General features: G+C 35.5%; 28 protein-coding genes and 2 tRNA genes. 15 read left to right on the plus strand and 15 right to left on the minus strand.

Annotation, left to right across the window (positions count from 1 at the left end; translation table 11 throughout):
- The first annotated feature begins 30 nt into the window (after window positions 1-30).
- Window positions 31-465: a GNAT family N-acetyltransferase gene (locus MV589_RS10140; RefSeq protein ID WP_297434516.1), complete on the plus strand. Its 435-nt coding sequence runs from the start codon at window positions 31-33 to the stop codon at window positions 463-465.
- On the opposite strand, the gene MV589_RS10145 is transcribed toward MV589_RS10140, so the two are convergent.
- Complete coding sequence (locus MV589_RS10145) at window positions 443-790, minus strand: YchJ family metal-binding protein (RefSeq protein ID WP_297434518.1); 348 nt, start codon at window positions 788-790, stop codon at window positions 443-445. The two genes, MV589_RS10140 and MV589_RS10145, sit on opposite strands and share 23 nt — an antisense overlap.
- Before the next feature lie 73 nt (window positions 791-863).
- On the opposite strand from MV589_RS10145, the gene pta reads away from it, so the two are divergent.
- Complete coding sequence (gene pta / locus MV589_RS10150; RefSeq protein ID WP_297434520.1) at window positions 864-2,945, plus strand: phosphate acetyltransferase; 2,082 nt, start codon at window positions 864-866, stop codon at window positions 2,943-2,945.
- Window positions 2,942-3,961, plus strand: a complete 1,020-nt coding sequence (locus tag MV589_RS10155) for an acetate/propionate family kinase (protein ID WP_297434523.1) — start codon at window positions 2,942-2,944, stop codon at window positions 3,959-3,961. The genes pta and MV589_RS10155 overlap by 4 nt, the downstream gene beginning before the upstream one ends.
- 57 nt (window positions 3,962-4,018) lie before the next feature.
- On the opposite strand, the gene MV589_RS10160 is transcribed toward MV589_RS10155, so the two are convergent.
- Window positions 4,019-4,237 carry a cold-shock protein gene (locus MV589_RS10160; protein WP_297434525.1) on the minus strand — a complete coding sequence of 73 codons (219 nt, stop codon included), beginning with the start codon at window positions 4,235-4,237 and terminating at the stop codon, window positions 4,019-4,021.
- Window positions 4,238-4,457: 220 nt separating this feature from the next.
- Here MV589_RS10160 and MV589_RS10165 point away from each other — a divergent pair, with 220 nt between their 5' ends.
- From MV589_RS10165 to exbD, 9 genes are all read left to right on the plus strand, one after another.
- Window positions 4,458-4,751 (plus strand): hypothetical protein, encoded by a 294-nt coding sequence (locus tag MV589_RS10165; RefSeq protein ID WP_297434527.1) that lies wholly within the window; start codon window positions 4,458-4,460, stop codon window positions 4,749-4,751.
- Window positions 4,752-4,838: 87 nt separating this feature from the next.
- Window positions 4,839-6,197, plus strand: a complete 1,359-nt coding sequence (locus tag MV589_RS10170) for a phosphomannomutase/phosphoglucomutase (RefSeq protein WP_297434530.1) — start codon at window positions 4,839-4,841, stop codon at window positions 6,195-6,197.
- 16 nt (window positions 6,198-6,213) lie between these two features.
- The gene (locus MV589_RS10175; RefSeq protein WP_297434532.1) at window positions 6,214-6,843 is read left to right on the plus strand and encodes a hypothetical protein; all 630 of its coding nucleotides are present in this window, start codon (window positions 6,214-6,216) and stop codon (window positions 6,841-6,843) included.
- A 63-nt stretch (window positions 6,844-6,906) separates the two neighbouring features.
- Window positions 6,907-7,248 (plus strand): hypothetical protein, encoded by a 342-nt coding sequence (locus MV589_RS10180; RefSeq protein ID WP_297434534.1) that lies wholly within the window; start codon window positions 6,907-6,909, stop codon window positions 7,246-7,248.
- A 46-nt stretch (window positions 7,249-7,294) separates the two neighbouring features.
- The gene (pyrC, locus tag MV589_RS10185) at window positions 7,295-8,302 is read left to right on the plus strand and encodes a dihydroorotase (RefSeq protein WP_297434536.1); all 1,008 of its coding nucleotides are present in this window, start codon (window positions 7,295-7,297) and stop codon (window positions 8,300-8,302) included.
- Window positions 8,292-8,951: a response regulator transcription factor gene (locus MV589_RS10190; protein ID WP_297434538.1), complete on the plus strand. Its 660-nt coding sequence runs from the start codon at window positions 8,292-8,294 to the stop codon at window positions 8,949-8,951. Before pyrC ends, MV589_RS10190 begins: the two co-directional genes overlap by 11 nt.
- Complete coding sequence (locus MV589_RS10195; RefSeq protein WP_297434540.1) at window positions 8,941-9,765, plus strand: sensor histidine kinase; 825 nt, start codon at window positions 8,941-8,943, stop codon at window positions 9,763-9,765. The genes MV589_RS10190 and MV589_RS10195 overlap by 11 nt, the downstream gene beginning before the upstream one ends.
- A gap of 8 nt (window positions 9,766-9,773) precedes the next feature.
- Complete coding sequence (gene exbB, locus MV589_RS10200; protein WP_297434542.1) at window positions 9,774-10,226, plus strand: TonB-system energizer ExbB; 453 nt, start codon at window positions 9,774-9,776, stop codon at window positions 10,224-10,226.
- Window positions 10,226-10,621 (plus strand): TonB system transport protein ExbD, encoded by a 396-nt coding sequence (exbD, locus tag MV589_RS10205; protein WP_297434543.1) that lies wholly within the window; start codon window positions 10,226-10,228, stop codon window positions 10,619-10,621. The genes exbB and exbD overlap by 1 nt, the downstream gene beginning before the upstream one ends.
- Before the next feature lie 7 nt (window positions 10,622-10,628).
- Here exbD and MV589_RS10210 read toward each other — a convergent pair whose 3' ends face one another.
- The 5 genes from MV589_RS10210 to groES all read right to left on the minus strand — a co-directional run bounded on the left by MV589_RS10210 (window position 10,629) and on the right by groES (window position 14,291).
- A complete protein-coding gene (locus MV589_RS10210) occupies window positions 10,629-10,874 on the minus strand; it encodes a hypothetical protein (RefSeq protein WP_297434545.1) in 246 nt (81 codons plus the stop codon).
- A complete protein-coding gene (locus MV589_RS10215) occupies window positions 10,875-11,324 on the minus strand; it encodes a hypothetical protein (protein ID WP_297434547.1) in 450 nt (149 codons plus the stop codon). It abuts the gene before it with no gap.
- Window positions 11,325-11,369: 45 nt separating this feature from the next.
- Window positions 11,370-12,221, minus strand: a complete 852-nt coding sequence (locus MV589_RS10220; RefSeq protein ID WP_297434549.1) for a patatin-like phospholipase family protein — start codon at window positions 12,219-12,221, stop codon at window positions 11,370-11,372.
- 136 nt (window positions 12,222-12,357) lie between these two features.
- Window positions 12,358-14,001, minus strand: coding sequence for a chaperonin GroEL (groL, locus tag MV589_RS10225; RefSeq protein WP_297434551.1), 1,644 nt, complete (start codon window positions 13,999-14,001; stop codon window positions 12,358-12,360).
- A 29-nt stretch (window positions 14,002-14,030) separates the two neighbouring features.
- Window positions 14,031-14,291 carry a co-chaperone GroES gene (groES, locus tag MV589_RS10230; protein ID WP_297434554.1) on the minus strand — a complete coding sequence of 87 codons (261 nt, stop codon included), beginning with the start codon at window positions 14,289-14,291 and terminating at the stop codon, window positions 14,031-14,033.
- A gap of 202 nt (window positions 14,292-14,493) precedes the next feature.
- Between groES and MV589_RS10235 the strand changes: the two genes are divergently transcribed.
- Window positions 14,494-14,570: transfer RNA gene (locus MV589_RS10235), tRNA-Met, on the plus strand.
- Window positions 14,571-14,590: 20 nt separating this feature from the next.
- Window positions 14,591-14,665, plus strand: a tRNA-Asn gene (locus MV589_RS10240).
- 80 nt (window positions 14,666-14,745) lie between these two features.
- On the opposite strand, the gene MV589_RS10245 is transcribed toward MV589_RS10240, so the two are convergent.
- Window positions 14,746-15,084: a tyrosine-type recombinase/integrase gene (locus MV589_RS10245; RefSeq protein WP_297434556.1), complete on the minus strand. Its 339-nt coding sequence runs from the start codon at window positions 15,082-15,084 to the stop codon at window positions 14,746-14,748.
- A gap of 60 nt (window positions 15,085-15,144) precedes the next feature.
- On the opposite strand from MV589_RS10245, the gene MV589_RS10250 reads away from it, so the two are divergent.
- On the plus strand, window positions 15,145-15,606 hold the full coding sequence (locus MV589_RS10250) for a transposase (RefSeq protein WP_297434570.1): 462 nt from the start codon (window positions 15,145-15,147) through the stop codon (window positions 15,604-15,606).
- 457 nt (window positions 15,607-16,063) lie between these two features.
- On the opposite strand, the gene MV589_RS10255 is transcribed toward MV589_RS10250, so the two are convergent.
- The 7 genes from MV589_RS10255 to MV589_RS10285 all read right to left on the minus strand — a co-directional run.
- Window positions 16,064-16,327 (minus strand): hypothetical protein, encoded by a 264-nt coding sequence (locus MV589_RS10255; RefSeq protein WP_297434557.1) that lies wholly within the window; start codon window positions 16,325-16,327, stop codon window positions 16,064-16,066.
- Window positions 16,320-16,631 (minus strand): hypothetical protein, encoded by a 312-nt coding sequence (locus tag MV589_RS10260; RefSeq protein ID WP_297434559.1) that lies wholly within the window; start codon window positions 16,629-16,631, stop codon window positions 16,320-16,322. The genes MV589_RS10255 and MV589_RS10260 overlap by 8 nt, the downstream gene beginning before the upstream one ends.
- 31 nt (window positions 16,632-16,662) lie before the next feature.
- On the minus strand, window positions 16,663-17,187 hold the full coding sequence (locus MV589_RS10265; protein WP_297434560.1) for a helix-turn-helix domain-containing protein: 525 nt from the start codon (window positions 17,185-17,187) through the stop codon (window positions 16,663-16,665).
- A gap of 573 nt (window positions 17,188-17,760) precedes the next feature.
- Window positions 17,761-18,663: a radical SAM protein gene (locus MV589_RS10270; RefSeq protein WP_297434572.1), complete on the minus strand. Its 903-nt coding sequence runs from the start codon at window positions 18,661-18,663 to the stop codon at window positions 17,761-17,763.
- A 37-nt stretch (window positions 18,664-18,700) separates the two neighbouring features.
- Entirely contained in the window at window positions 18,701-19,732 is a 1,032-nt protein-coding gene (hemE, locus tag MV589_RS10275; RefSeq protein ID WP_297434563.1) for a uroporphyrinogen decarboxylase, read from the minus strand.
- A 38-nt stretch (window positions 19,733-19,770) separates the two neighbouring features.
- Complete coding sequence (locus MV589_RS10280) at window positions 19,771-20,286, minus strand: YqhA family protein (RefSeq protein WP_297434565.1); 516 nt, start codon at window positions 20,284-20,286, stop codon at window positions 19,771-19,773.
- A partial coding sequence (locus tag MV589_RS10285) for an aspartate-semialdehyde dehydrogenase (protein WP_297434567.1) occupies window positions 20,286-21,259 on the minus strand: 974 nt, incomplete at its 5' end. The genes MV589_RS10280 and MV589_RS10285, both read right to left, overlap by 1 nt.

Below are 21,259 nucleotides of genomic sequence, written 5' to 3' on the forward strand. Positions count from 1 at the left end.
ATTGGCAGTAAATTTATTGTAAAATGGCGTATGCAAATAAGAGAATTAGATTTAAAAGAGTTACAAACGGCATGGGAAGTGGTTTCGCAGTTGCGGACAAAAATAGAGTACAAAGAGTTTGAAGATTTAGTGTATGATATGCGTGAAAGTAATTACACAATGGTTGGAATTTTTGAAAAATCAAAACTTATCACTTACGCAGGGATAACTATTAGTACAAATCTTTACCATAAACGCCATCTTTTTATTCATGAACTTGTGACAGATATGCACTACCGCTCACAGGGTTATGGTAAGATGATGCTTGAGTATTTAAGTGATTATGCAAAGGTGGGTGCGTGTGAAAATATTGTACTCTCTAGTGGCTTGCAAAGAGAAGAAGCACATACTTTTTATGAAAAAAATGAGTTTACTAAAGCGAGTTATGTTTTTGTAAAAGCACTTAGTTCATGCAACACTTTTTAAATTTTTTGCCACTTCCACAGGGACAACTTTCATTGCATTGTACCTTTGTAGGGTAGAGTTCCCCATCTTTATATTTCCAAACGCCATCTTCTTGGACAAAATTACTCTTTTCGTGTAAAACACCAACACCATCTTTATCACGATAGTAAGCCTTAAACTCCACTTGTGAACCCACTGCGTTTAGAACATCAAGTTTTAGCCACTCTAACTCTGGCATCAGCTCTAACTCTTCTACACTCTGGTTTGTTGCTGTTTTTGCTAAGTAGTTCCAATCTTTTTTCACAAAAGCCTCATATCGGCTTATCATTAACTCTTTTGGTGACATAAGTATCCATCCATAAATCAATTTTTTGATAGAATTATACACAAGACTTTATAAAGGTGGGTAGGTAAAACTAATGAAAATAAATTCTCTCTATATCTCGGCAAAAGAGTTTAATGCTGGTTCTCTTTTCGTATCAATGGGAATGATGGAAATTTTAAAGCAAAACTTACCACGAGTGGCTTTTTTTCGTCCTGTTATTTTTAGTAAAAATATGCAAGACAATGACATACTTTTTATGCTTGAGCATTATAAATTAGATATGAAATATGAGGATGCTTATGGTGTTGATGTTGCATATGTTGAGAGTATGCTTGCTGAAAATAAAGAGGATGCACTTATTAGTGAACTCTTAGAGAAGTTTAAAAAACTTGAAAAAGAGTATGATTTTGTACTCTGTGAGGGGATTCGCCTCTCATTTTTAAATAGTATTCATTTTGATATAAACCTCAAACTTGCACAAAATTTTGGTGCATCTTACATAAATATCATCTCTGCAAAAGACAAAAGTGCAAAAGAGGTTTATGAAAACATTCTTATAGATAAAAAAGAGATTCAAACGCAGGGGTGTAGCCATTTTGCAAGCTTTGTAAATCGGGCGAGCGCTAAGACGCAAGAGGCACTAAAAAGTCGGCTAAAAGATGAAAAAGAGGCAATATTTTATCTTAATGAAATTGAAGAGTTAAGCCTTTGTACTGTGCAAGATGTGATGGAATCTCTTGATGCTAAGGCTCTTTTTCTTACAAAAGAGGATCATACCAGAACTATTCGCTCCATAAAAGTAGCGGCACTCTCTCTTGATAACTTTTTGCAAAAGATAGAAGAGGGTGATCTTGTAGTTGTTCCAGCAGATCGTTCTGAGATTATACTTGGACTTTTCGCTTCTTTGTACTCAAAAAATTATCCAAATATTTCAGCAATCGTATTTCCTTTTTCAATGCAGGCACACCCAAATATTCAAAAACTAATAGATGGATTAAGTGGTTTTGGTATTCCTATTTTGAGTGTGAATGGAGACACTTATGAGACGGCAAAAAAACTGATGCATGTTCATGGGCGAATCCGAGTCAACTCTACACGTAAAATTGCTTTAGCAATGGGGCTTTTTAGAGAGAGTGTTAATATTGACTTTATAGAGCAGCGAATAAAGAGCCAGCAGAGTGATGTGATGACACCCCTAATGTTTCAGTATAAACTTTTTGAAATGGCTGCATCAAATCTTAAAAGAGTAGTGCTTCCAGAAGCTGAAGATGAGAGAATTTTACGAGCTGCTGAGATTATTTTACATAGAAAAGTGGCAGATATTATTTTGCTAGGCGATGAAGAAGAGGTAAAGGCCAACTACCTGCGTTTAGGACTTGATCTCTCAAACGCAGTGATAATAAATCCGCATACTTCACCACTTATGGAGCAGTTTGTAGAGAGCTTTTATGAGTTGAGACGCTCAAAAGGTTTGAGTAAAAGTGCAGCTCAAGATGCGATGACACATTTTAACTATTTTGCAACAATGATGGTGCAGTTAGGCTACGCAGATGCTATGGTAAGTGGTGCTATCCACCCTACAGCAGACACTATACGACCTGCACTACAAATCATAAAAACAAAGCCAGATTATGACATAGTCTCTAGTATATTTTTTATGTGTTTAAATACAAAAGTGCTGGTATATGGTGATTGTGCCATCGTTCAAGACCCTGATGCTAAAGAGCTTGCACAGATTGCCATCGCCTCAGCACGAAGTGCAAAGATGTTTGGCATTACTCCTCGTGTGGCAATGCTCTCTTATGCAACAGGGGAGAGTGGACATGGAAGTGATGTAGATAAAGTAAGAGAAGCGACACAAATAGTTAAAGAAAAAAATACAGATATTTTAGTAGAGGGACCTATTCAGTATGATGCAGCTATTGATGCCAAGGTGGCAAAAATAAAACTGCCAAACTCTCAAGTGGCTGGGCGTGCGACTGTCTTTGTATTCCCTGATTTAAACACGGGAAACAATACCTATAAAGCAGTGCAACGCTCAAGTGGAGCCATTGCCATTGGACCTGTTTTACAGGGACTTAAAAAACCTGTAAATGATTTGAGCCGTGGTTGTTTGGTGGAAGATATTGTAAATACCATTGCCATTACGGCAATTCAAGCAGGAGAAGATGGATGAGAGTAGCAGTCATAAACAGTGGAAGTTCTACACTAAAATTTAAACTTTTTGAGATGCCGAGTGCTAAAGTGTTGCATGAGCAACTGTTGGAATTTAAAGCAGGTGATACTATTTTGCAAGAGATAGAAAAACTTGATGTGGATTTTTCTAAAGTTGATGTGATTGGGCATAGAGTGGTGCATGGTGGCGAGCAGTTTGTGCAACCTGTGATAATTGATGATGCGGTTATAAACGCAGTTGAAGCACTCATTCCTCTAGCTCCTCTGCATAACAGAGCAAATTTGGCAGGAATTAAAAGCATACAAAAGAAATTTGCTCACATTCCACAAGTAGCAGTTTTTGACACTGCGTTTCATGCTTCTTTAAAAAAGGAGGCATACCTTTACGCTTTGCCATATGATTTGTATGAAAAAGAGCAGATACGCCGTTATGGATTTCATGGAAGCTCTCACTCTTATTTGTTAAAAGCTGCAGCAAAAAAGCTTGCTAAAGAGCCACAAAAAACAAATATAATCACTTTGCATTTAGGTAATGGTGCATCTGTTTGTGCCATAAAAAATGGAAAAAGTATTGATACCTCTATGGGATTTACTCCACTTGAAGGGCTTGTTATGGGAACACGAAGTGGAGACCTTGATCCTGCCATAGTGACTTATTTAGAGAGAGAACTTGGATATAGCTATGATGAAATAGATACTATACTAAATAAAAAGTCAGGTCTTTTTGGTTTATGTGGTGAAAGTGATGTTCGCACTATTTTAAACGCAGCGGATGAAAAATCAAAACTTGCCATTGACATTATGGTCAGACGTATTCAAAAGTATATTGGTGCGTATATGATTTTACTTGAAGATGTTGATGCCATTGTATTTAGCGGTGGAATAGGGGAACATTCTGAGTATATAAGAGAACGAGTGATGGATAATAAAATTATTAAAAATATAAAAGCATTAGTTATTGAAACTGATGAAGAGTTAGAAATTGCAAATGAATGTTTAAGAGTTTTGAAAAGTTAGAAATTTAGAAAAAAGTTATATAGGCAAGATGCCTATATAAAAAGTGTGGAGTAACTACTAAAGAGGAGTTACGTTCTCAGCTTGTGGGCCTTTTTGACCTTCACCAACTTCGAATGTTACTCTTTGACCTTCTGCTAAAGAAACTCTACCACCATTTGGATTATTTACTTGACGGAAATGTACGAATACATCTTTTCCACCATTATCTTGTTGAATAAAACCATAACCTTTTTCATCATTGAACCATTTAACTGATCCGTCCATTAATTCTGCCATTGTCTAGCCTTTGTATAAAAATTGTGTCAAAATATCGGGAGAGTCTTTAGGAGGTCGTAACGCTTATAGAGCATATCGCACACTAAAGATGAATTCACACCTCATCTCTTTCACTAAGCAGCAGTATATCAGAATAATTTGTAATATCCAACATTTATACACTTTTTATACAAATTCTTTTTAAATGACCGATATTACGCCTATACAAAAGGAGAAGATTATGCAAATTGCATCAGGTTCTAGTGTAATACAAAATTTATATATGCATAAGTTGAGTGGCGATGAGGTCAAAAAGATAAAGCAACAAATAGTTGATAATGCGAACAAATATACCTTTACAGATTTTTCAAAGTTTAAGAATGAAGATGAAAATCTTTCAGTTGGAGAGAAAATCCAAAAAAATATACAGGAGTTTCAGGAATTTCTCTACTCTAATGGTATAGATGGAAAAAGTGTAAAACGGGTATCCGAGCTTAATTTAACTCAAGCCTCTTTTTTTGATGTGAAGGTTTAGTTAGTTTATGTTAGGAGATAAGTCATAAAAGCTAAAATAAACAAAATGTTGTGTAAAATTACTCCATTAAAACAAAAGGTTGGGTAAGTGAGCATCTACAGAGAGTACGACATACGCGGGATATTTGAAAAAGAGTTAAATGAAGAGAGTGTAACGAAAATTGGCTATGCTTTAGCTTCTAAAATATCTGGGGAGTATGTATCAGTTGGTTATGATGCACGTTCACATTCACCTATTTTATTTGAATATTTGGTTGCAGGTTTAAACGCAGGTGGTAAAAAAGTGCTTGGGATGGGGCTTGTACCTACACCTGTAAACTACTTTACAAATTATCAAGAGTGGGATGGCATTACACCATCGGCTTCTGTTATGATTACAGGTTCACATAATCCTAGTGAGTATAATGGTTTTAAAATTACGGTAGATAAAGCACCATTTTTTGGAGAAGATATTTATGCGCTCGGGTCTGAATGCGAAGCTATGGATATGCCAAACGCAGTAGAGCGTGATGTAACAGAAATAGATGCAAACAGTAGATATATTGACTTTATTGTAAATGAATTTCAACACTTAAAAGCGATGCCTACAAAGATTGTCTATGATTGTGGCAATGGTGTTGCTGGCGTTGTCCTTCCTGAGATTTTTGAAAAATTAGAACTTCATACAAAAGGAATTTATGTAGACCCTGATGGAACATTTCCAAACCACCATCCAGACCCTTCTGTTGAGAAAAATCTTGTAGATGTAAAAGCTCTTTTAGAAAAAGAGGGTGATATTGCCTTCGCTTATGATGGGGATGCCGATAGAATTGCAGTGCTCACGCATAAAAACAATATAAAGGGCGATATGATGGCTCTCTTATATAGTATGAATATGGATAAACCTACTGTTGTTGGTGAGGTAAAATGTTCTCAAGTTATGTATGATGAGCTTGAACGCCGAGGGGCAACAGCCGTAATGTATAAAACAGGACACTCAAATCTTAAAGTAAAAATGAAAGAGATTGATGCAGATTTAGCATGTGAAGTGAGTGGACATGTCTTTTTCAAAAACCGTTACTTTGGGTATGATGATGCCATTTATGCTACATTTAGAATGTTAGAACTTATTTATGAGGGAATAGACCTTGACGCTGAACTTGCAAAACTGCCACAGGTTTTCTCAACCGAAGAGATAAAAGTGGAAACTACAGAGGCTCAGAAATTTAAAATTATAGATAGAGTTAAAGAACTTTTACAAAATCCTCCTGCTGATTTCCCTGCTATAAAAGATATGATTTTTGTAGATGGTGTGCGTATCAATTTTGAAAAAGGATGGGGACTTGTTCGTGCAAGTAATACTACTCCAGTTTTAGTAACTCGTTTTGAATCAACTGATGAACAAGAGGCAAAACATTATGAAGATGCAGTAAATAGCCTTATAACAATGGCAAAAGAGTCTCTTTAGGAAGGAAATGGTTTTGGTGAAGTCTTTATATATACTAATTTTTTTATTTATTATAGTTGCGTTTAGTGCTTGTGGTGAAGAGAGTGGTAACAGACATGTCTCTCTCTTGGGTGCAGATACTACAAAAGTAAATCCAAACTCTATGGCATACTTGTCTATAGATAAAAATGAAGATAGAAAAAACAAGATTGAACTCTCCAAAATAGAGGCAGACGCAAAAATAGAAATAGCAAAAATTCAGTCAAATAGCCAAGTACATATAGCGAAAGTAAATGCTCAAACGCAGCAAGAGATAGCTAAGTCAGATTCTGTTACAAAAATAAAAACTTCACAACTTGATGCAAGTACAAAAAAAGAGACTATGCAATACACTGTTTACATTGTTATAGCCGTTGTATTTTTCTTCATAATTGCTCTGATTTTACTCTATCTCAATAGTAAAAAAAATCGAGAACTCAAAAAAGCGCTACAAGAGGCACAATTTATACATGAGAGAGATTTACGAGAGAAAGAGTTTGAAGAGAGACGAATACATAAAATTTTAGATTTGGTATCGGAGGGGAAACTTCCTGCTTCTGTTAAAAAAGAGGTGATTCTTTCTCTCTCTTCACCTAAAACTAATGTTATTGAAAATATAGAGGTTTAATTATAATAAGAACTTAACATTATTATAGATACAATTGCCAAAATTTAATTTTAGGAATGTTCTATGGTCTTTTATGTGACACTCTTTTTGGCTTTTTTATACTTTAAAATTGCGCGTGTTTATAAAAAAGAGGAGAAATCCAATGCAAACTTTTGGGTTTTAAACTCGATAGTAGCTCTTGCTATTGCTGCACTGATAGTTTATGGTTTTATGAATGAAACTTGGTATATTTTTCTTATAGTAAGTTATCTCTTTTTTATTGCTGCTTCTCTTATTGTTTCTGCTGTACAGCTTGGTGTTTTCATAGATGGTAAGCCTTTTGTAAAAATCAGTCATCTCTTTCAAAGTTTGGCAATAATTGGGATGTTTATCTCTTTTGCTGATTTATATTTATGGGGTATTTAGCAGCAATTCGCTATAATCGCACCATAGAACATATAAGGAATTTTTAATGAAAACTCATACACTTTTAATGCCACTAGATATGCACTTACATCTTCGTGATGGAGTAATGCTAGAGAATATTGCACCACTGACTGCGTTTACGTATAGCGGTGCACTTATAATGCCAAATCTTGTACCTCCAGTAGATACTCTTGCCGCTGTAAGATCTTATAAAGAGAGAATCATATCTGCTGTACCAAATGATTACTTTGAACCATTCATGACGCTTTTTTATAAAAACTACGATAAAGCATTTTTGGAGAGTGTTGTAGATGAAATTACAGCTATAAAACTCTATCCCGCTGGAATTACGACAAACTCTGAGGGTGGCGTTGAATCATTTAATATTGAAGAGATGCGTACTACGTTGGAGGCAATGAGTGATTTAGAAATTCCTCTTTGTGTTCATGGTGAAACTGATGGTTTTGTGATGGATAGAGAGGCAGAGTTTATGAGTATTTATGAACTTTTAGCACAAAACTTCCCTAATCTAAAAATTGTTATGGAACACATTACGACAAAAGCAGCAGTAGATATGCTAGATAAATATCCAAATCTTTATGCAACTATTACTGTGCATCATCTACTTTTAACGCTTGATGATGTCATTGGTGGAATGATGATGCCACACCACTTTTGTAAACCTATAGCAAAAAGGCCAGAAGATTTAGATGCACTTTTAAGTGTAGCGCTTGAAGCGCATCCAAAAGTGATGTTTGGTTCAGACTCTGCACCACATCCACAACATAAAAAAGAGTCATGTGGTTGTGCTGCTGGAGTCTTTACTGCACCTATATCTTTACAGCTTTTAACAGAAATCTTTGAGCAGTTTGATAAGCTCGATAATCTACAGGCATTTGTAAGTGACAATGCACAAAATATATATGGAATTTGCCCTGAATTTAAAGAAATAACATTAGAAAAACGACCTTTTGTTGTTCCTCAAAACTATTCGGGTGTTGTTCCTATGTATGCTGGTGAAACTATTGGCTGGGCTATAGAGAGTGTCGATTAAAATACTTTTTTTAGAAGATGATGCCCTCTTTGCTGAGACAATCGTTGATTTACTTGAAGATGAGGGGTATGAGGTTTGTCACTCTCCAAATGGACAAGATGCGCTTGATGCCACCTACAAAGAGAAGTTTGATCTTTATCTGCTTGATATAAATGTTCCTCTTATTGACGGAGTCTCTCTTTTGGGAGACTTGCGTAAAGCAGAAGATGAAACCCCTGCTATTTTTTTGACATCACATAGTGACAAAGAGATACTGCAACGCGGCTTTTTAAGCGGAGCTGATGATTTCATTACCAAACCTTTTGACACTACTGAGTTTTTACTGCGTTTAGCCGCCTTACTAAGAAGAACGAAACGCAAACAGGCAGAGTGTGTTGGCCTGTTATGCCATGATCAGATGCATCAGTCTGTACTTTATGATGGAGTAGCGTTAGAGCTTTCAAAAAAAGAGTATGAGTTGCTTGTTTTGTTGATGGATCACGCAAATACTCCTGTTCCTAAAGAACTTATTTATGATGAGTTGTGGAGTAGTGCAGATAAAGGGGGGAGTGATGGCGCAATTCGTGTCTATATAAATAGACTTAAACAGCTTCTCCCTGCTGTAAATTTTGAAAATATTCGTGGGTTTGGATATAAGCTTGTTCCGTAATCTACGCATAAATATTTTCATATATTATTTGCTAACTGTTATTGGCTTTGCCTCTCTTGTTTATTATTTTATTGCTATTTTAAAAATTGAAAATATTGCGGTTTTTGCGCTTATTGTTCTTAGTGTTGTTACTCTTTCGGCTGTTTTTATTGCTAAGTTGGCAGTTGATCCTCTTGCTGATTATGTACATCATCTTCAGGAACTCTCAAAAGAGACACTCCACGAGCTCAATCTTCCTATTAGCACCATTACAACAAATACACAGATGCTTGCTAAAAATATAGAAGATGCTAAAACCCTCAAACGCATTAGTCGTATAAATAATGCTTGTAATATGCTAAAAGAGAGATATAATGAGCTTGATTATCTTATAAAAATGCAGAGTGAACAAAATGTAAAAGAGCTCTTTCGTGTAGATGAACTCCTAAACGCAAGAGTACAATTTTTGCAAAAACTTTATCCACATATAGAATTTCATCTGCAATTAGATGCCATGGAGATTTTGGGAGATAAAACGGGACTTAGTAAAGTCATTGACAACTTAATTGATAATGGTGTAAAATACTCAAACGATTCAAAAAATATTGATATTCGCTTGAAAGATGGTTTGCTTTGTATTGAAGATTACGGCATAGGGATGGATGAGGTGGAACTTGTCCATATTTTTGATAAATATTACCAAACAAACAGAGATATGCAGGGTTTTGGCATAGGACTCAGCCTTGTGAAAAGATTTTGTGATAAAAATAACATTGAGTTAAATTTGGAATCATCTAAAAATGTTGGAACAAAAGTTAAATTAAAATTAAAATAGGATTTATAATGCAGATGAACGGATTTTTGGCGTATGCAGAAAATGCACTTGATTATGGTGTAATGGGAACTTTGATACTTATGAGTGTCGTGACACTTTGGCTCTTTATAGAGAGAATGATGTTTTATAAAAGTGTACGTATTGAAGATTATGAACATCGTGATAATTTGGAACTCGATTTGACTGATAACATTAATATTATTTCTGCTATTGGTACAAATGCACCTTATATCGGGCTGCTTGGAACTGTTGTTGGAATTATGATTACATTTTATACTTTGGGTGACATTGGTGCAGTAGATACAAAAAAAGTGATGATAGGTTTGGCACTAGCTCTTAAAGCAACGGCAATGGGCTTGGTTGTTGCAATGCCAGCCATTGTTGCATATACCATTGCTTTGCGTAAAATTGAGCGTATTCTTACAAAATTTGATGTGGCACACGAGAGTGAGAGCAACTAATGTCAAAATGTAAACGAAAAAACTTTAAGCGCTTTGATCAAATAAATGTCATTCCTTTTATTGACATTATGCTTGTTTTGCTTGTAATGGTTTTGACAACTGCAACTTTTATAAAGCAGGGGGTCATTCCTGTAAATCTACCTCAGGCTAAAGCAACAGATAAGCAAGATACAAAAAAAGAGGTTACGGTGTATGTAAACGCAAAAGGGGAGCTTTTTTTTGAAAAAAATAGAGTAAATCTAAAACAACTCGAAGCAAAACTTGCAACTATTTCAAAGAGCCAGACAGTTGTCCTTAGAAGCGATAAAGAGTCGAAATTCCAAGACTTTGTAAATGTTATGGATATTCTAAAAAAACTTGGACACGAACAACTCTACATCGTAACTAAAAAATAGACTGCGTTTAATAAGCTTTATTTAAAAGCTTAAAACGTGGTTTTTCTTTCTCTTTTTTTTCTGCTGCCTCTGTTTTTTTCTGCTCTTTTATAAGAGTAGTATTGACATCAAAAGATTTTTTCTCTATCTGTTTTTTATCATTTTCAAACAGCGTGGTCGCAAGAAAAAATAGCACTACAATAACGATAACACTTGCATAAAATAAAATATAATTTTTTATATGCCCTGATTCAAAAGGATTTTCAATCTTCATCTAAGCTAGATTTCCAATAATCTTAAGTCGTTCATTCTCATTACTTACTTTTTCAATTTTTTGTGCAAGCTCTTTGTCTAAAAGCATAGGTGAATGCTGCTGTACAAGTGCAATAATATCCTCATAAGCGCTTAAATCCACTGTTTGCTTATGTAGTGACGCATGTGCTATAAAAGAGGCTATATCATCTTCCTTAAGGCTGGCTAGTGATGCTAAAATATTTTGTGCCATCATCTGTGTAATATGTGGACTGTTTTGTAGGCTTGCTTCTATTTTACTTGTAGCAATATTTCGTTCAAGACCTTTGTTATAAAGTTTTTGAGCTGATTTTTGGACAACTCGATTTGTGTTTTTAGTATTTGTTAATTTAATTGTATTTGGAAGAGATAAAACTGCTCCAAACGCGATGTTACTTATGAAAACGGTAATAAAAAGTATTTTGTTATTCATTGAAATTTCCTTTGTTTCTAAGTGTAGTCATATTTAGCAAACGGATTATAAATCATCTCTATTTTTACATAAGTTATAGCCGTATTCTATAAGTTGTGTGGCTTTATTGAACTCGAAAGTTCCACATAAATTTCGTGCTACATTTATCTCTACATCTGAGGGGTATGCTGAGAGTTTCATTCTTGCAAGTGCTCCTTGCATTGTTTCAAAAGATTTGTTTGCTATGACATACATTCCATCCTCTTTACTTATAGAGTCTGGGAGGGAGATATTTTGCATGTACTCTTGTATTTTTTTAGAAAGCGGTTTGTTGAGTTTTTCTTTTTTAATGGGAAAAAGAGAGGATGGCTCTCCTCCTAAATTGACTGAAATAGTTATGTCTGTGTCGTCATGGAAACTTGGAGCAATAGGGACGGGATTGAGCACCCCTCCATCTACTAAACGATCACCACTAGATGTCATAAAGGGTGTAAAAAACATTGGAAGAGATATGGATGCTCGCATTGCGTTTAGTAAAGAACCGCTGTTTATCCAAACCTCTTTTTCTGTGTCAATATTTGTAGCAACGGCCGTGAATTTAATCTCTAACTCTTCAATATTTACATCGCCAAGTAGTTTGCCGAGTTTATTCATTAGTTTCTCTCCAGATACCAATCCACCAGAGCCTTTAAAGTCTAGAAGTTTAAGCATATCAATAACATCTACGCCTTCAAGCCACCTTGCATAATCATCGAGCTTACCTGCAGCATAAAAACCACCTACAAGGGCACCCATTGAACAGCCTGAGATGGATTTTATTTTGTAGTTATGTTCTTCAAGATAGCGTATGATTCCAATATGCACAAGCCCTCTGGCACCACCGCTTCCTAGCACTAAAGATACTGTTTTTTTGTTCATATTTTTGCTTCTTATTAATAGTTGATTAGTTGTATTTTAGCGAAATTTAGTGGGGAGTTTAGTTAAAGAGATGGGGGACTACGTTTGTGGTTCCGACCCTAAAAACGAGAAGAAATTCTCGTTTTTTTTACGGGTCTCACATCATACCTGGCATTCCGCCCATTTGTGGAGGCATTCCACCCATGTCTGGTGTGGCAGTTTCTTCTTTTGGTATTTCATAGATTGCAGCTTCAGTTGTAAGAAGTAGGCTTGAAACTGATGTTGCATTTGTAAGTGCTACACGCTCAACTTTTAGTGGGTCGATAATGCCTGCTTCAAACATATCTACATACTCACCAGTTGCAGCATCAAAACCAATAGTTTCACTTTGTGCGTTTTCTATTGCGTTTACAACTACACCTGTGTCAAAACCTGCGTTTTCTGCTATTTGTTTTACTGGAGCTTTTACAGCACGAAGAATGATTTCAGCACCGATTTTTTGATCACCCTCTAAATCATCAGTAGAAACTTTTGCAGCAGCGCGAACAAGTGCAGCTCCACCACCGATGACAATTCCCTCTTCAACAGCGGCTTTTGTTGCACTAAGTGCATCATCAACACGGTCTTTTTTCTCTTTCATTTCAGTCTCAGTTGCAGCACCAACTTTAATGACAGCTACACCACCACTAAGTTTTGCAAGACGCTCTTGAAGTTTTTCTTTATCATATTCACTTGTAGTTGCTTCTATTTGTGTTTTTATTTCAGAAATTCTTGCTTTTACCGTATCTTCAGTTCCTGCACCGTTTACAATAACAGTGTTGTCTTTGTCGATTACTACACGAGAAGCTTGTCCGAGCATAGCTATTTCAGCTGCTTCAAGTGTATGTCCTGTCTCTTCAGATATAACAATACCAGCAGTTAAAATTGCGATGTCTTGAAGCATTGCTTTTCTTCTGTCACCAAAACCTGGAGCTTTTACAGCAGAGATGTTAAGAACGCCACGAAGCTTGTTTACAACAAGAGTAGAAAGAGCTTCACCCTCAACATCTTCAGCAATGATAAGTAAAGGACGGTTTGTCTTTTGTACTTGTTCTAATACTGGAAGTAAATCTTTAAGAGAGTTGATTTTACTATCTACTAAAAGAATCCAAGGATTTTCAATTTCAGCAGTCATTTTTTCTGTATTTGTAATGAAGTAAGGGCTTAAGTAACCACGATCAAATTGCATACCTTCAACAACATCAAGTTCATCAGCAATACCTTTTGCTTCTTCAACAGTAATAACACCATCTTGACCAACTTTTTCCATAGCTTCTGCTATCATATTTCCAATTTCAGCGTCAGAGTTTGCAGAAATAGTCGCAACCTGTGCTATCTCATTTTTATCTTTGATTGCTTTAGAAGCTGCTTTTAGATTGGCTTGTATAATCTCACATGCTTTGTCCATACCGCGTTTTACTTCAACAGGATTTGCTCCAGCAGTAATATTTCTAAGACCTTCACTAAAAATTGCATTTGCAAGAACAGTTGCTGTTGTAGTACCATCACCTGCCTCATCAGCAGTATTTGATGCAACTTCTTTTACGAGTTGTGCTCCCATATCTTCTAGCTTGTCTGAAAGTTCAATTTCGCGAGCAACAGAAACACCATCTTTTGTAATGACAGGTGCACCGTAACTTTTTTGTATGAGTACATTACGACCACGAGGTCCCATTGTTACTTTTACTGCATCTGTAAGTTTTTCAACTCCTCGTGCCAATTTATTTCTAGCATTATCTGAAAAAATTATCTCTTTTGCCATATTTATTCTCCTAATTTATATCTATTTTATTACGCTATGATTCCAAAAACATCATCAGTATCTAGTACTATGTAGGTTTCACCATTAAGTGTAACTTCATTTCCTGAGTATTTCCCAAAAAGTACTTCATCCCCCTCTTTTAGTTCAGTAACTTCCGAACTAACTGCTACAACTGTAGCACGAGAAGGTTTCTCTTTTGCATTATCTGGAATAATAATCCCCGAACTAGTAGTATTAGTCTCTTCAACACGTTTTACCAATACTCTTTTTCCTAAAGGTGTAAAATTCATTATATCTCCTTGCAAATATTATTAATTTATGGATTGAATAATACAGAAAAAAAGTAAAGATGTCAATAACTTTAGCCACTTTGACTAAACTAATCTTACTTTTTTTTGTAAACTATTCTTAGATATGTAAATTTATAAAAACTTTGTCTATTTTAGTAAAAATAAAGCTTTATATATGTATAATTCCACCCTCTTAAAAGATGTCAGGGTAGCTCAGCTGGTTAGAGCACTGGTCTCATAAGCCGGGGGTCGGGGGTTCAAGTCCCCCCTCTGACACCATCAAAGAGAACTTTTTATATTCCGGATTAGCTCAGCGGTAGAGTAGGTGACTGTTAATCACTTGGTCGCTGGTTCGAATCCAGCATCCGGAGCCACAACACTTATAACCCCTTAAATACGGACTTTTCAACTAATTTATTTAGCTACCGTGCCCATATTGTGCACAAGTGTGTCACTAAATATTTCCTAAATAAGAGGCTTTTTTTACATTCTCCCTTTTTCTATACTTAACATACATTTGAAGTGTCATAGATGAATCACTATGCCCTAACATATTTGAAACCCAAAGTATATCTTCTTTATTCTCTATCATTACAGTAGCAAATGTATGCCTCATCTGATAGATAGTTCTATACTCAATTTCACATTCTTTGAGTAGTTTTTTCCACTTTGAATCTCTAATGCGTTTAATGTCATAGTAATGCTCATCATCTTTGTTTAAAAATACGTAGCTGTTATGTTTCCCAGTAAGTTTGTATTGCTCTTGTAAGTAAGGAAAGAGATTATCTAGCATATGTCAACGGCGGATAAGGGGTTACTACAGTAGCAAAGAGCTACAGCAAAAACGAAAAAGATAAAAAATGCAAAATTCTCTAAAAATCAATTTATCTATTCAGATAAAACAGCAAATAAGCAGATGTATAGATGGGAGCATGAAAACCTTATAAATGAGTACACAACAAAGATGGCTACACAAGAAGCCAAAGCAATAGTTAAAAAGCGAGGTTCAATAGTAGAACATCCATTTGGAACCATAAAAAGAACCTTAGGCTGGGATCATTTTCTTATGAGAACAAAAAAGAAAGTTCTCGGAGAGAACGCTCTCATTATGTTTACCTATAATTTTAAAAGATTACTTAACCTCATAGGGATAGCTCTGTTTAAAAAACTCTGCAAGGCTATAAAAGAGAATGATTTAACCCAAATAAGAGAAGAAATAGCAGTTTATATCTTGGCGTTTGGAGTGAATTTAGGCTGTTTTTTAGAAAGATTTTTGTTTTTACGAAATATCCCAAAAAAGATAAGATATTTATAAAATCAAGGTGAGAATTTAGCCTAAATTACGAGGTTTTTAGACTAAGTTCACAGTCTCAAGGGCTTGTTATGATGTCTTACTTTTGATGTTTTTTAAAGTTACAACTGAAGTCAGTTGTGTTTTTAAGCTTTTCTAACTTGCTACTTTTTGTTACTCTTTTGGCTTTTTTTGAGAAGGTTCTTTAATTTCTTTTCCTCTTTGAATTATCGGCTTTTTCTTTTTTAAAGCTTTTGATTTTTGTAAAAAAAAGCTAACTCTAAGCAAGGTACTTATGCTAGGCTTATAACAGTTGAGTATAAAAATATATTATCCATCTTTGCACTCTTTTATGTTTGGCAACGGTAGCTAAATTTTTAAATATTTCAAATTGTTAGATTTCTGTGTCTTAGGAGTTGTTTTTTAAAGTTGTAGCAGTTTAGGTGTTACCAAGTAGAACTTGGTAACGAGCAAACAACCATCAAGAAAGAGGTGCTTTTTTTTCAATCAGTGAAGGAGGTCTTACTCCTTCCTGCGGAGGTGGAACTTGTCCCTGCGGTGGCGGAGGTGGAACTTGTCCCTGCGGTGGTGGAGGTGGAATCTGTCCCTGCGGTGCGATAGATTTCTGACTATACTCTGAACTTACAAGTGCTTTGTTTATCGGTGTTTTTTCTTGTGCATTTACTACACCTATTCCTTCTACTAACAATAATAACAATATGGCACTCAGTCTAATTTTACACATTTTTTTCTCCTTGATTTCTATTTTTTATATTTTGTATCTCTTTTTCTAGAGATTGAATTTTTGCTTCCATATCGGATAGCTCATTTCCAGAATGTTTACCTATTGATGGTATGTCATCTTTTTGCCTTATGGAAAAGAATATATATATGACAAATATAATAAAACCAAACAATATTAAACTATCCCCTCTGGAACCCATCACAGGTTCAATTGGATCTATAAAACCACATCCAGACAACAGTAGACCCACTGTCATCAAACTGCCAAATACTACATATTTGTAAATACTTTTTATGTTTTGCATTTTATCTCCTTTTACTGATAATAATCCCCTCTCAAAAATCTCTTCCAAGCCTTTTTTCTATCTGTTTTTTTTCCCATTCCGGAGTCATATAGTCAAAAGGTTTGAATAGCTTAACAGCATGTATAACTATGCCGATAGTCCAACCAAACATAAGCCAAATAATCCAAAGTAGATGTGGGGGAACAACAAGATCATGCGGAGGAACAATAAGTTTTATAGTCAGCAACACAATAACAACAGCAATGAATATGGTAAGATGAATATAAAATTCTTTGAGTGTTTTGACATATTCCATTGCTTCTCTTTCGTCATCAGCAATATGTATATGTGTAGTTTCCATCTTTTCTTTACTGCTTGCCCCGCTTCCCTCGTGCAGAATTTCTTCTTGTAGTACCTGAGCATCTATATTGAAAGCTTCTGCCAATAGTCTGATAGACTCAAGCCCCGGTTTTTCTCCTTTTTCAATACGCTGTATCGTTCTTGTACTTAAGCCTGTTAATTCCGCAAGATGTTCTTGCGACCATGATTTTTGTAATCTAAGTTTTCGAACTAGCATTTTTTCTCCTTTGTTGCTGACTATGAATATTATAGCACTTTTTGTAATGTGTGATAACGACAAATAGCTGACATAATATATTTGTCATAGGATTTTCGTGTAATTGACGAGAATAGGTATCAGTGATTCATCGTTTTTTATGTTCTTACAGTTACAAGGTAAGTCAGTTGAGTTTGTAAGGGTCTTTTGCTTACGACTGACTATTTTATTAACACACATTTTATGTAGAAAATCCAGAAAAGTCAATATTAACACATTATATTTTTGTGTGTTAATTAGAAGATTTGGGCAATAACACACATAATATTACTTAAAGATATTGTAGGAGAGATGAATCAAATAGCTACTCAGTAGCTAAATATATGTCTTTTAATGTCTTATTTTAATAGATTAGAGTCTCAAAATTGGCTATTTTAGGGCTTCTATATTTTTTTAAGATTCTCCAGCATCCGGAGCCACAACACTTATAACCTCTTAAATACGGATTTTCCAACTGATTTATTTAGCTACTGTGCCCATATTGTGCCTAAATGTGTCACTAAATATTTCCTAAAAAAGAAGCTCTTTTTACATTCAAAGCTCTTGTGGCTTGATTCGCTTTCTTTTGAGATTATTTTTTGGTATATAAAATTCTAAATTTCCTACTCTATTTACGATCACTGCGTTTGACTCAAGTAATTCTTGAAGATTTAGCTTACTCTTTTCATCAAAAAGCAGATTTATATCTTCCATAGTGAGTGGGCGTTTATCGAGTGTATTGAGTATTTCTTCTTTTGTGTGGTAACTGTTGTTTGGTTCAGCATGTAGGCGTGAAGCGATGTGTATTGGTAGCTCTTTATCAAACATAAGGGCTATGTTATGAAGCTCTTTGTAACTTACTCCTACAACAGGATAAGCGGGGGGTCTATCGATTGTCCCGATGTCCACTCTTACTGCGTTTATCTCTTTAAGGGCTGCGTTTAGCTTTGCTATTTCCTCTTTTGTATCATTTAAACCATGCACAAAAAGTACTTCGATGTAGAGCTTTCCTTTATAAAGATGAGAAAACTCTTTTACTTTTTGCACAATATTTTCTATGTTTATGCTCTCATGCGGTCTATCTATTTTGTTAAAGACTTCACTTGAGACTGCATCAAGTGAGAGTTTTACTTCATCAAGTTTTAAAAGTGTATGAAAGACATTATTATCAACCAAAGTAGCACTATTTGTCAAAATAAGTGTTGCAGTATTGCCTTTGATTTTGTCTATAGCATCTATGAGCTCATTGAGGTAGGGGTAGAGCGTGGGCTCACCATTCGCTGTCAGTGTGATGGCGTCTATTTTATCATGGAGGTGTTTTGTAAGCTCTTGTATGATTGTATCTACGCTTACACTCTCTTTTTGTTTGGAAACTGTTGCACTTGGTGCTAGTTCGCAGTAGAGACAGTCAAAGTTACACTGCTTAAACGCAGGGGAGAGGTCTATGCCCAGACTCATGCCAAAACGGCGTGAGTTTATGGGACCAAATATAATGTTATTTTCCACTTACTCTATGACACTCATTGATGAAATGTTTTGCATTTTCTACTGGCACATCAGGAAGAATTCCATGACCAAGATTGAAGATATGGCGTTTTCCTTGCATAGTCTCCTGAATTGCTTCTACACATTTTGTAGTTGCCTCTTTGGAATAGAGACGGCATGGTTCCATATTTCCCTGAAGAATATATTTGTCTCCAAGACGCTCTTTTGCAAATGACATAGGTGTTGACCAATCTACACCAAATACATCAAAGTTTCCATAAACTTTGTCTAAAAATGCAGGAATTCCTTTAGGAAACATAATAATAGGAATATGAGGATATTTTTCTTTCAAATACTCTGCAATTTCTACCATATATTTCCAAGAAAATTCATCATATTTACCTGGTTCAATAGCTGATGCCCATGAGTCGAAAATCTGTACAACATCTATTCCAGCTTGAATCTGTTTCTCCATGTAGAGTTTGACTACATCAGTTACTTTTCTAAGAATTTTATGAAGCAGCTCAGGGTTTGAATACATCATTTTCTTACAAACATTGTAGGTCTTTGTTCCTTGTCCTTCTATCATATATGTTGCAAGTGTCCATGGTGCACCAGTAAAACCAATGAGGGCTTTGTCATCTGCAAGTTTTGTTTTTATAAGCTCTATAGTCTCATAAACATAAGTGAGTTTGCTTGCTGCCTCTTCACCGCCTATAAGTTTCTCTAAATCAGCTTCATTTTTTATAGGGTCAGAGAACTTTGGACCTTCTCCTTTTACAAATGATAAGTCCATTCCCATCTCATCAGGAATAACAAGAATATCACTAAACATAATAGCCGCATCAACACCGACAATATCAACAGGCTGTAGAGAAACTTCGCATGCCATTTCTGGGTTGTGGCAAAGATTTAGAAAGTCACCTGCTTGTGCACGAACAGCCATATACTCTGGCAGATAGCGACCAGCTTGTCTCATCATCCATACTGGAGTATAAGGCGTCTCTTTTCCAAAACATGCATCTACAAATATTTTACTCATATTATTTTCCTCTTTAAAATTTTCACTCTTAGAGTGTTTTAGTGATGTCCAACTTTACTTAAAAAGTAGAGACCAACTGATATTGCTGTGATTGAAAGAGCTAAATATAACAGCTCTAAAGGTGAGTTATATGTGGCTAAGCCGACTTTTTTGAAAAAACCAACGACAAGTACCATAACAATTACTTTTGATATTTTATCTTTGAGTTGGTCGAGTGAGTGGATAGCAAGAATTTTTGTTTGTCTGTTTTCATCTTCTCGTGCTGCGTCAATATCAGAGATAAAGAGTTCATATAAACCAAATGAGAACAGAAGCATAACAACACCTATTAGGTAGAGGTCAACTGCCCCAATGATGCCACCAACTACAAGCTCATGAAAATGTTCGGGGTGGTGATGGTTTACATAAGTATTAATCACCAATATTGCTGTATTATAAATATCAAAAGAGGCAACAATAAAAAGGACTATTGCGCCGATAATACCAAAAAGTACTGCCATAAGCACCATAAAACGCGAGCCCCAAAGTCCACTCTCAAATAATTTTTCAATCATTATGCTTCATTCTCCATCTCTACCCATTTTTGAGCAATACGTACTGCATTTGTAGCCGCACCAACTCTTAGGTTGTCCGCAACTATGAAAAGGTGTAGCATATTGTTTGCAAAAAGGTCTTCTCTTACGCGTCCAACAAAAGTTTCATTAGAATCAACACAATCTTTTGGCATTGGATAGAGCTCTTCATCAGGATTATCAACAAGTACAATATTTGGTGCTTTACTCAAAATTGCTTTTGCTTCATCTGCGTTTACCTGAGAATCAAATGTAAGTGTTAAGGCTTCTGCATGTCCACGAAGTACAGGAACACGAACACAAGTAGCACTTAAAGGAATCTCTTTATGCATGATTTTAGTCGTTTCATTGACCATTTTCATCTCTTCTTTTGTGTAGTTGTTTGGAGTGAATACATCAATTTGAGGAATGACATTAAGTGCTATTTGTTGGTTAAATGCTTCTACTTTTGCTTCATCTAGTGTAAAAGCAAAAAATGCTTGCATTTGGTCAACAAGCTCTTTCATTGCAGTTTTTCCTGCGCCACTTGTTGCTTGGTATGTTGCAACATCAACGCGTACCAAATCATAAGCTTCATCTAGTGGTTTCAGTGTTTGCACCATTTGAATTGTAGAACAGTTGGGATTTGCAATTATTCCTGTCTCTTTGTACTTTGCAATATCTTGAGGATTTACTTCTGGAACGACTAAAGGAACATTTTCATCCATTCTGTAGTGAGATGTGTTGTCAATAACTACTGCACCAGCTTTTACAGCATGAGGTGCATATTTCGCACTAACGCTTCCTCCAGCCGAAAAGAGTGCTATCTCTACCGCCTCTTTTTCAAAAACATCTTCTGTGAGTTCTATGATGTCTAAGTTTTTACCATTAAATTCTACCTGTTTTCCAACACTTCTTGCACTTGCTAGTGGCACAAGTTTTGCCAAAGGAAAGTCAATCTCTTCTAACACTCTTA

Source organism: Sulfurimonas sp. (assembly GCF_026991475.1).
Classification (GTDB): domain Bacteria; phylum Campylobacterota; class Campylobacteria; order Campylobacterales; family Sulfurimonadaceae; genus Sulfurimonas.

Coding starts and splice junctions, on each gene's coding strand:
- MV589_RS10140 (WP_297434516.1), top strand. CDS start 31: ATGCAAATAAGAGAATTAGATTTAAAAGAGTTACAAACGGCATGGGAA.
- MV589_RS10145 (WP_297434518.1), bottom strand. CDS start 790: ATGTCACCAAAAGAGTTAATGATAAGCCGATATGAGGCTTTTGTGAAA.
- pta (WP_297434520.1), top strand. CDS start 864: ATGAAAATAAATTCTCTCTATATCTCGGCAAAAGAGTTTAATGCTGGT.
- MV589_RS10155 (WP_297434523.1), top strand. CDS start 2,942: ATGAGAGTAGCAGTCATAAACAGTGGAAGTTCTACACTAAAATTTAAA.
- MV589_RS10160 (WP_297434525.1), bottom strand. CDS start 4,237: ATGGCAGAATTAATGGACGGATCAGTTAAATGGTTCAATGATGAAAAA.
- MV589_RS10165 (WP_297434527.1), top strand. CDS start 4,458: ATGCAAATTGCATCAGGTTCTAGTGTAATACAAAATTTATATATGCAT.
- MV589_RS10180 (WP_297434534.1), top strand. CDS start 6,907: ATGGTCTTTTATGTGACACTCTTTTTGGCTTTTTTATACTTTAAAATT.
- pyrC (WP_297434536.1), top strand. CDS start 7,295: ATGAAAACTCATACACTTTTAATGCCACTAGATATGCACTTACATCTT.
- exbB (WP_297434542.1), top strand. CDS start 9,774: ATGCAGATGAACGGATTTTTGGCGTATGCAGAAAATGCACTTGATTAT.
- exbD (WP_297434543.1), top strand. CDS start 10,226: ATGTCAAAATGTAAACGAAAAAACTTTAAGCGCTTTGATCAAATAAAT.
- MV589_RS10210 (WP_297434545.1), bottom strand. CDS start 10,874: ATGAAGATTGAAAATCCTTTTGAATCAGGGCATATAAAAAATTATATT.
- MV589_RS10215 (WP_297434547.1), bottom strand. CDS start 11,324: ATGAATAACAAAATACTTTTTATTACCGTTTTCATAAGTAACATCGCG.
- MV589_RS10220 (WP_297434549.1), bottom strand. CDS start 12,221: ATGAACAAAAAAACAGTATCTTTAGTGCTAGGAAGCGGTGGTGCCAGA.
- groL (WP_297434551.1), bottom strand. CDS start 14,001: ATGGCAAAAGAGATAATTTTTTCAGATAATGCTAGAAATAAATTGGCA.
- groES (WP_297434554.1), bottom strand. CDS start 14,291: ATGAATTTTACACCTTTAGGAAAAAGAGTATTGGTAAAACGTGTTGAA.
- MV589_RS10245 (WP_297434556.1), bottom strand. CDS start 15,084: ATGCTAGATAATCTCTTTCCTTACTTACAAGAGCAATACAAACTTACT.
- MV589_RS10255 (WP_297434557.1), bottom strand. CDS start 16,327: ATGTGTAAAATTAGACTGAGTGCCATATTGTTATTATTGTTAGTAGAA.
- MV589_RS10260 (WP_297434559.1), bottom strand. CDS start 16,631: ATGCAAAACATAAAAAGTATTTACAAATATGTAGTATTTGGCAGTTTG.
- MV589_RS10265 (WP_297434560.1), bottom strand. CDS start 17,187: ATGCTAGTTCGAAAACTTAGATTACAAAAATCATGGTCGCAAGAACAT.
- MV589_RS10270 (WP_297434572.1), bottom strand. CDS start 18,663: ATGAGTCTGGGCATAGACCTCTCCCCTGCGTTTAAGCAGTGTAACTTT.
- hemE (WP_297434563.1), bottom strand. CDS start 19,732: ATGAGTAAAATATTTGTAGATGCATGTTTTGGAAAAGAGACGCCTTAT.
- MV589_RS10280 (WP_297434565.1), bottom strand. CDS start 20,286: ATGATTGAAAAATTATTTGAGAGTGGACTTTGGGGCTCGCGTTTTATG.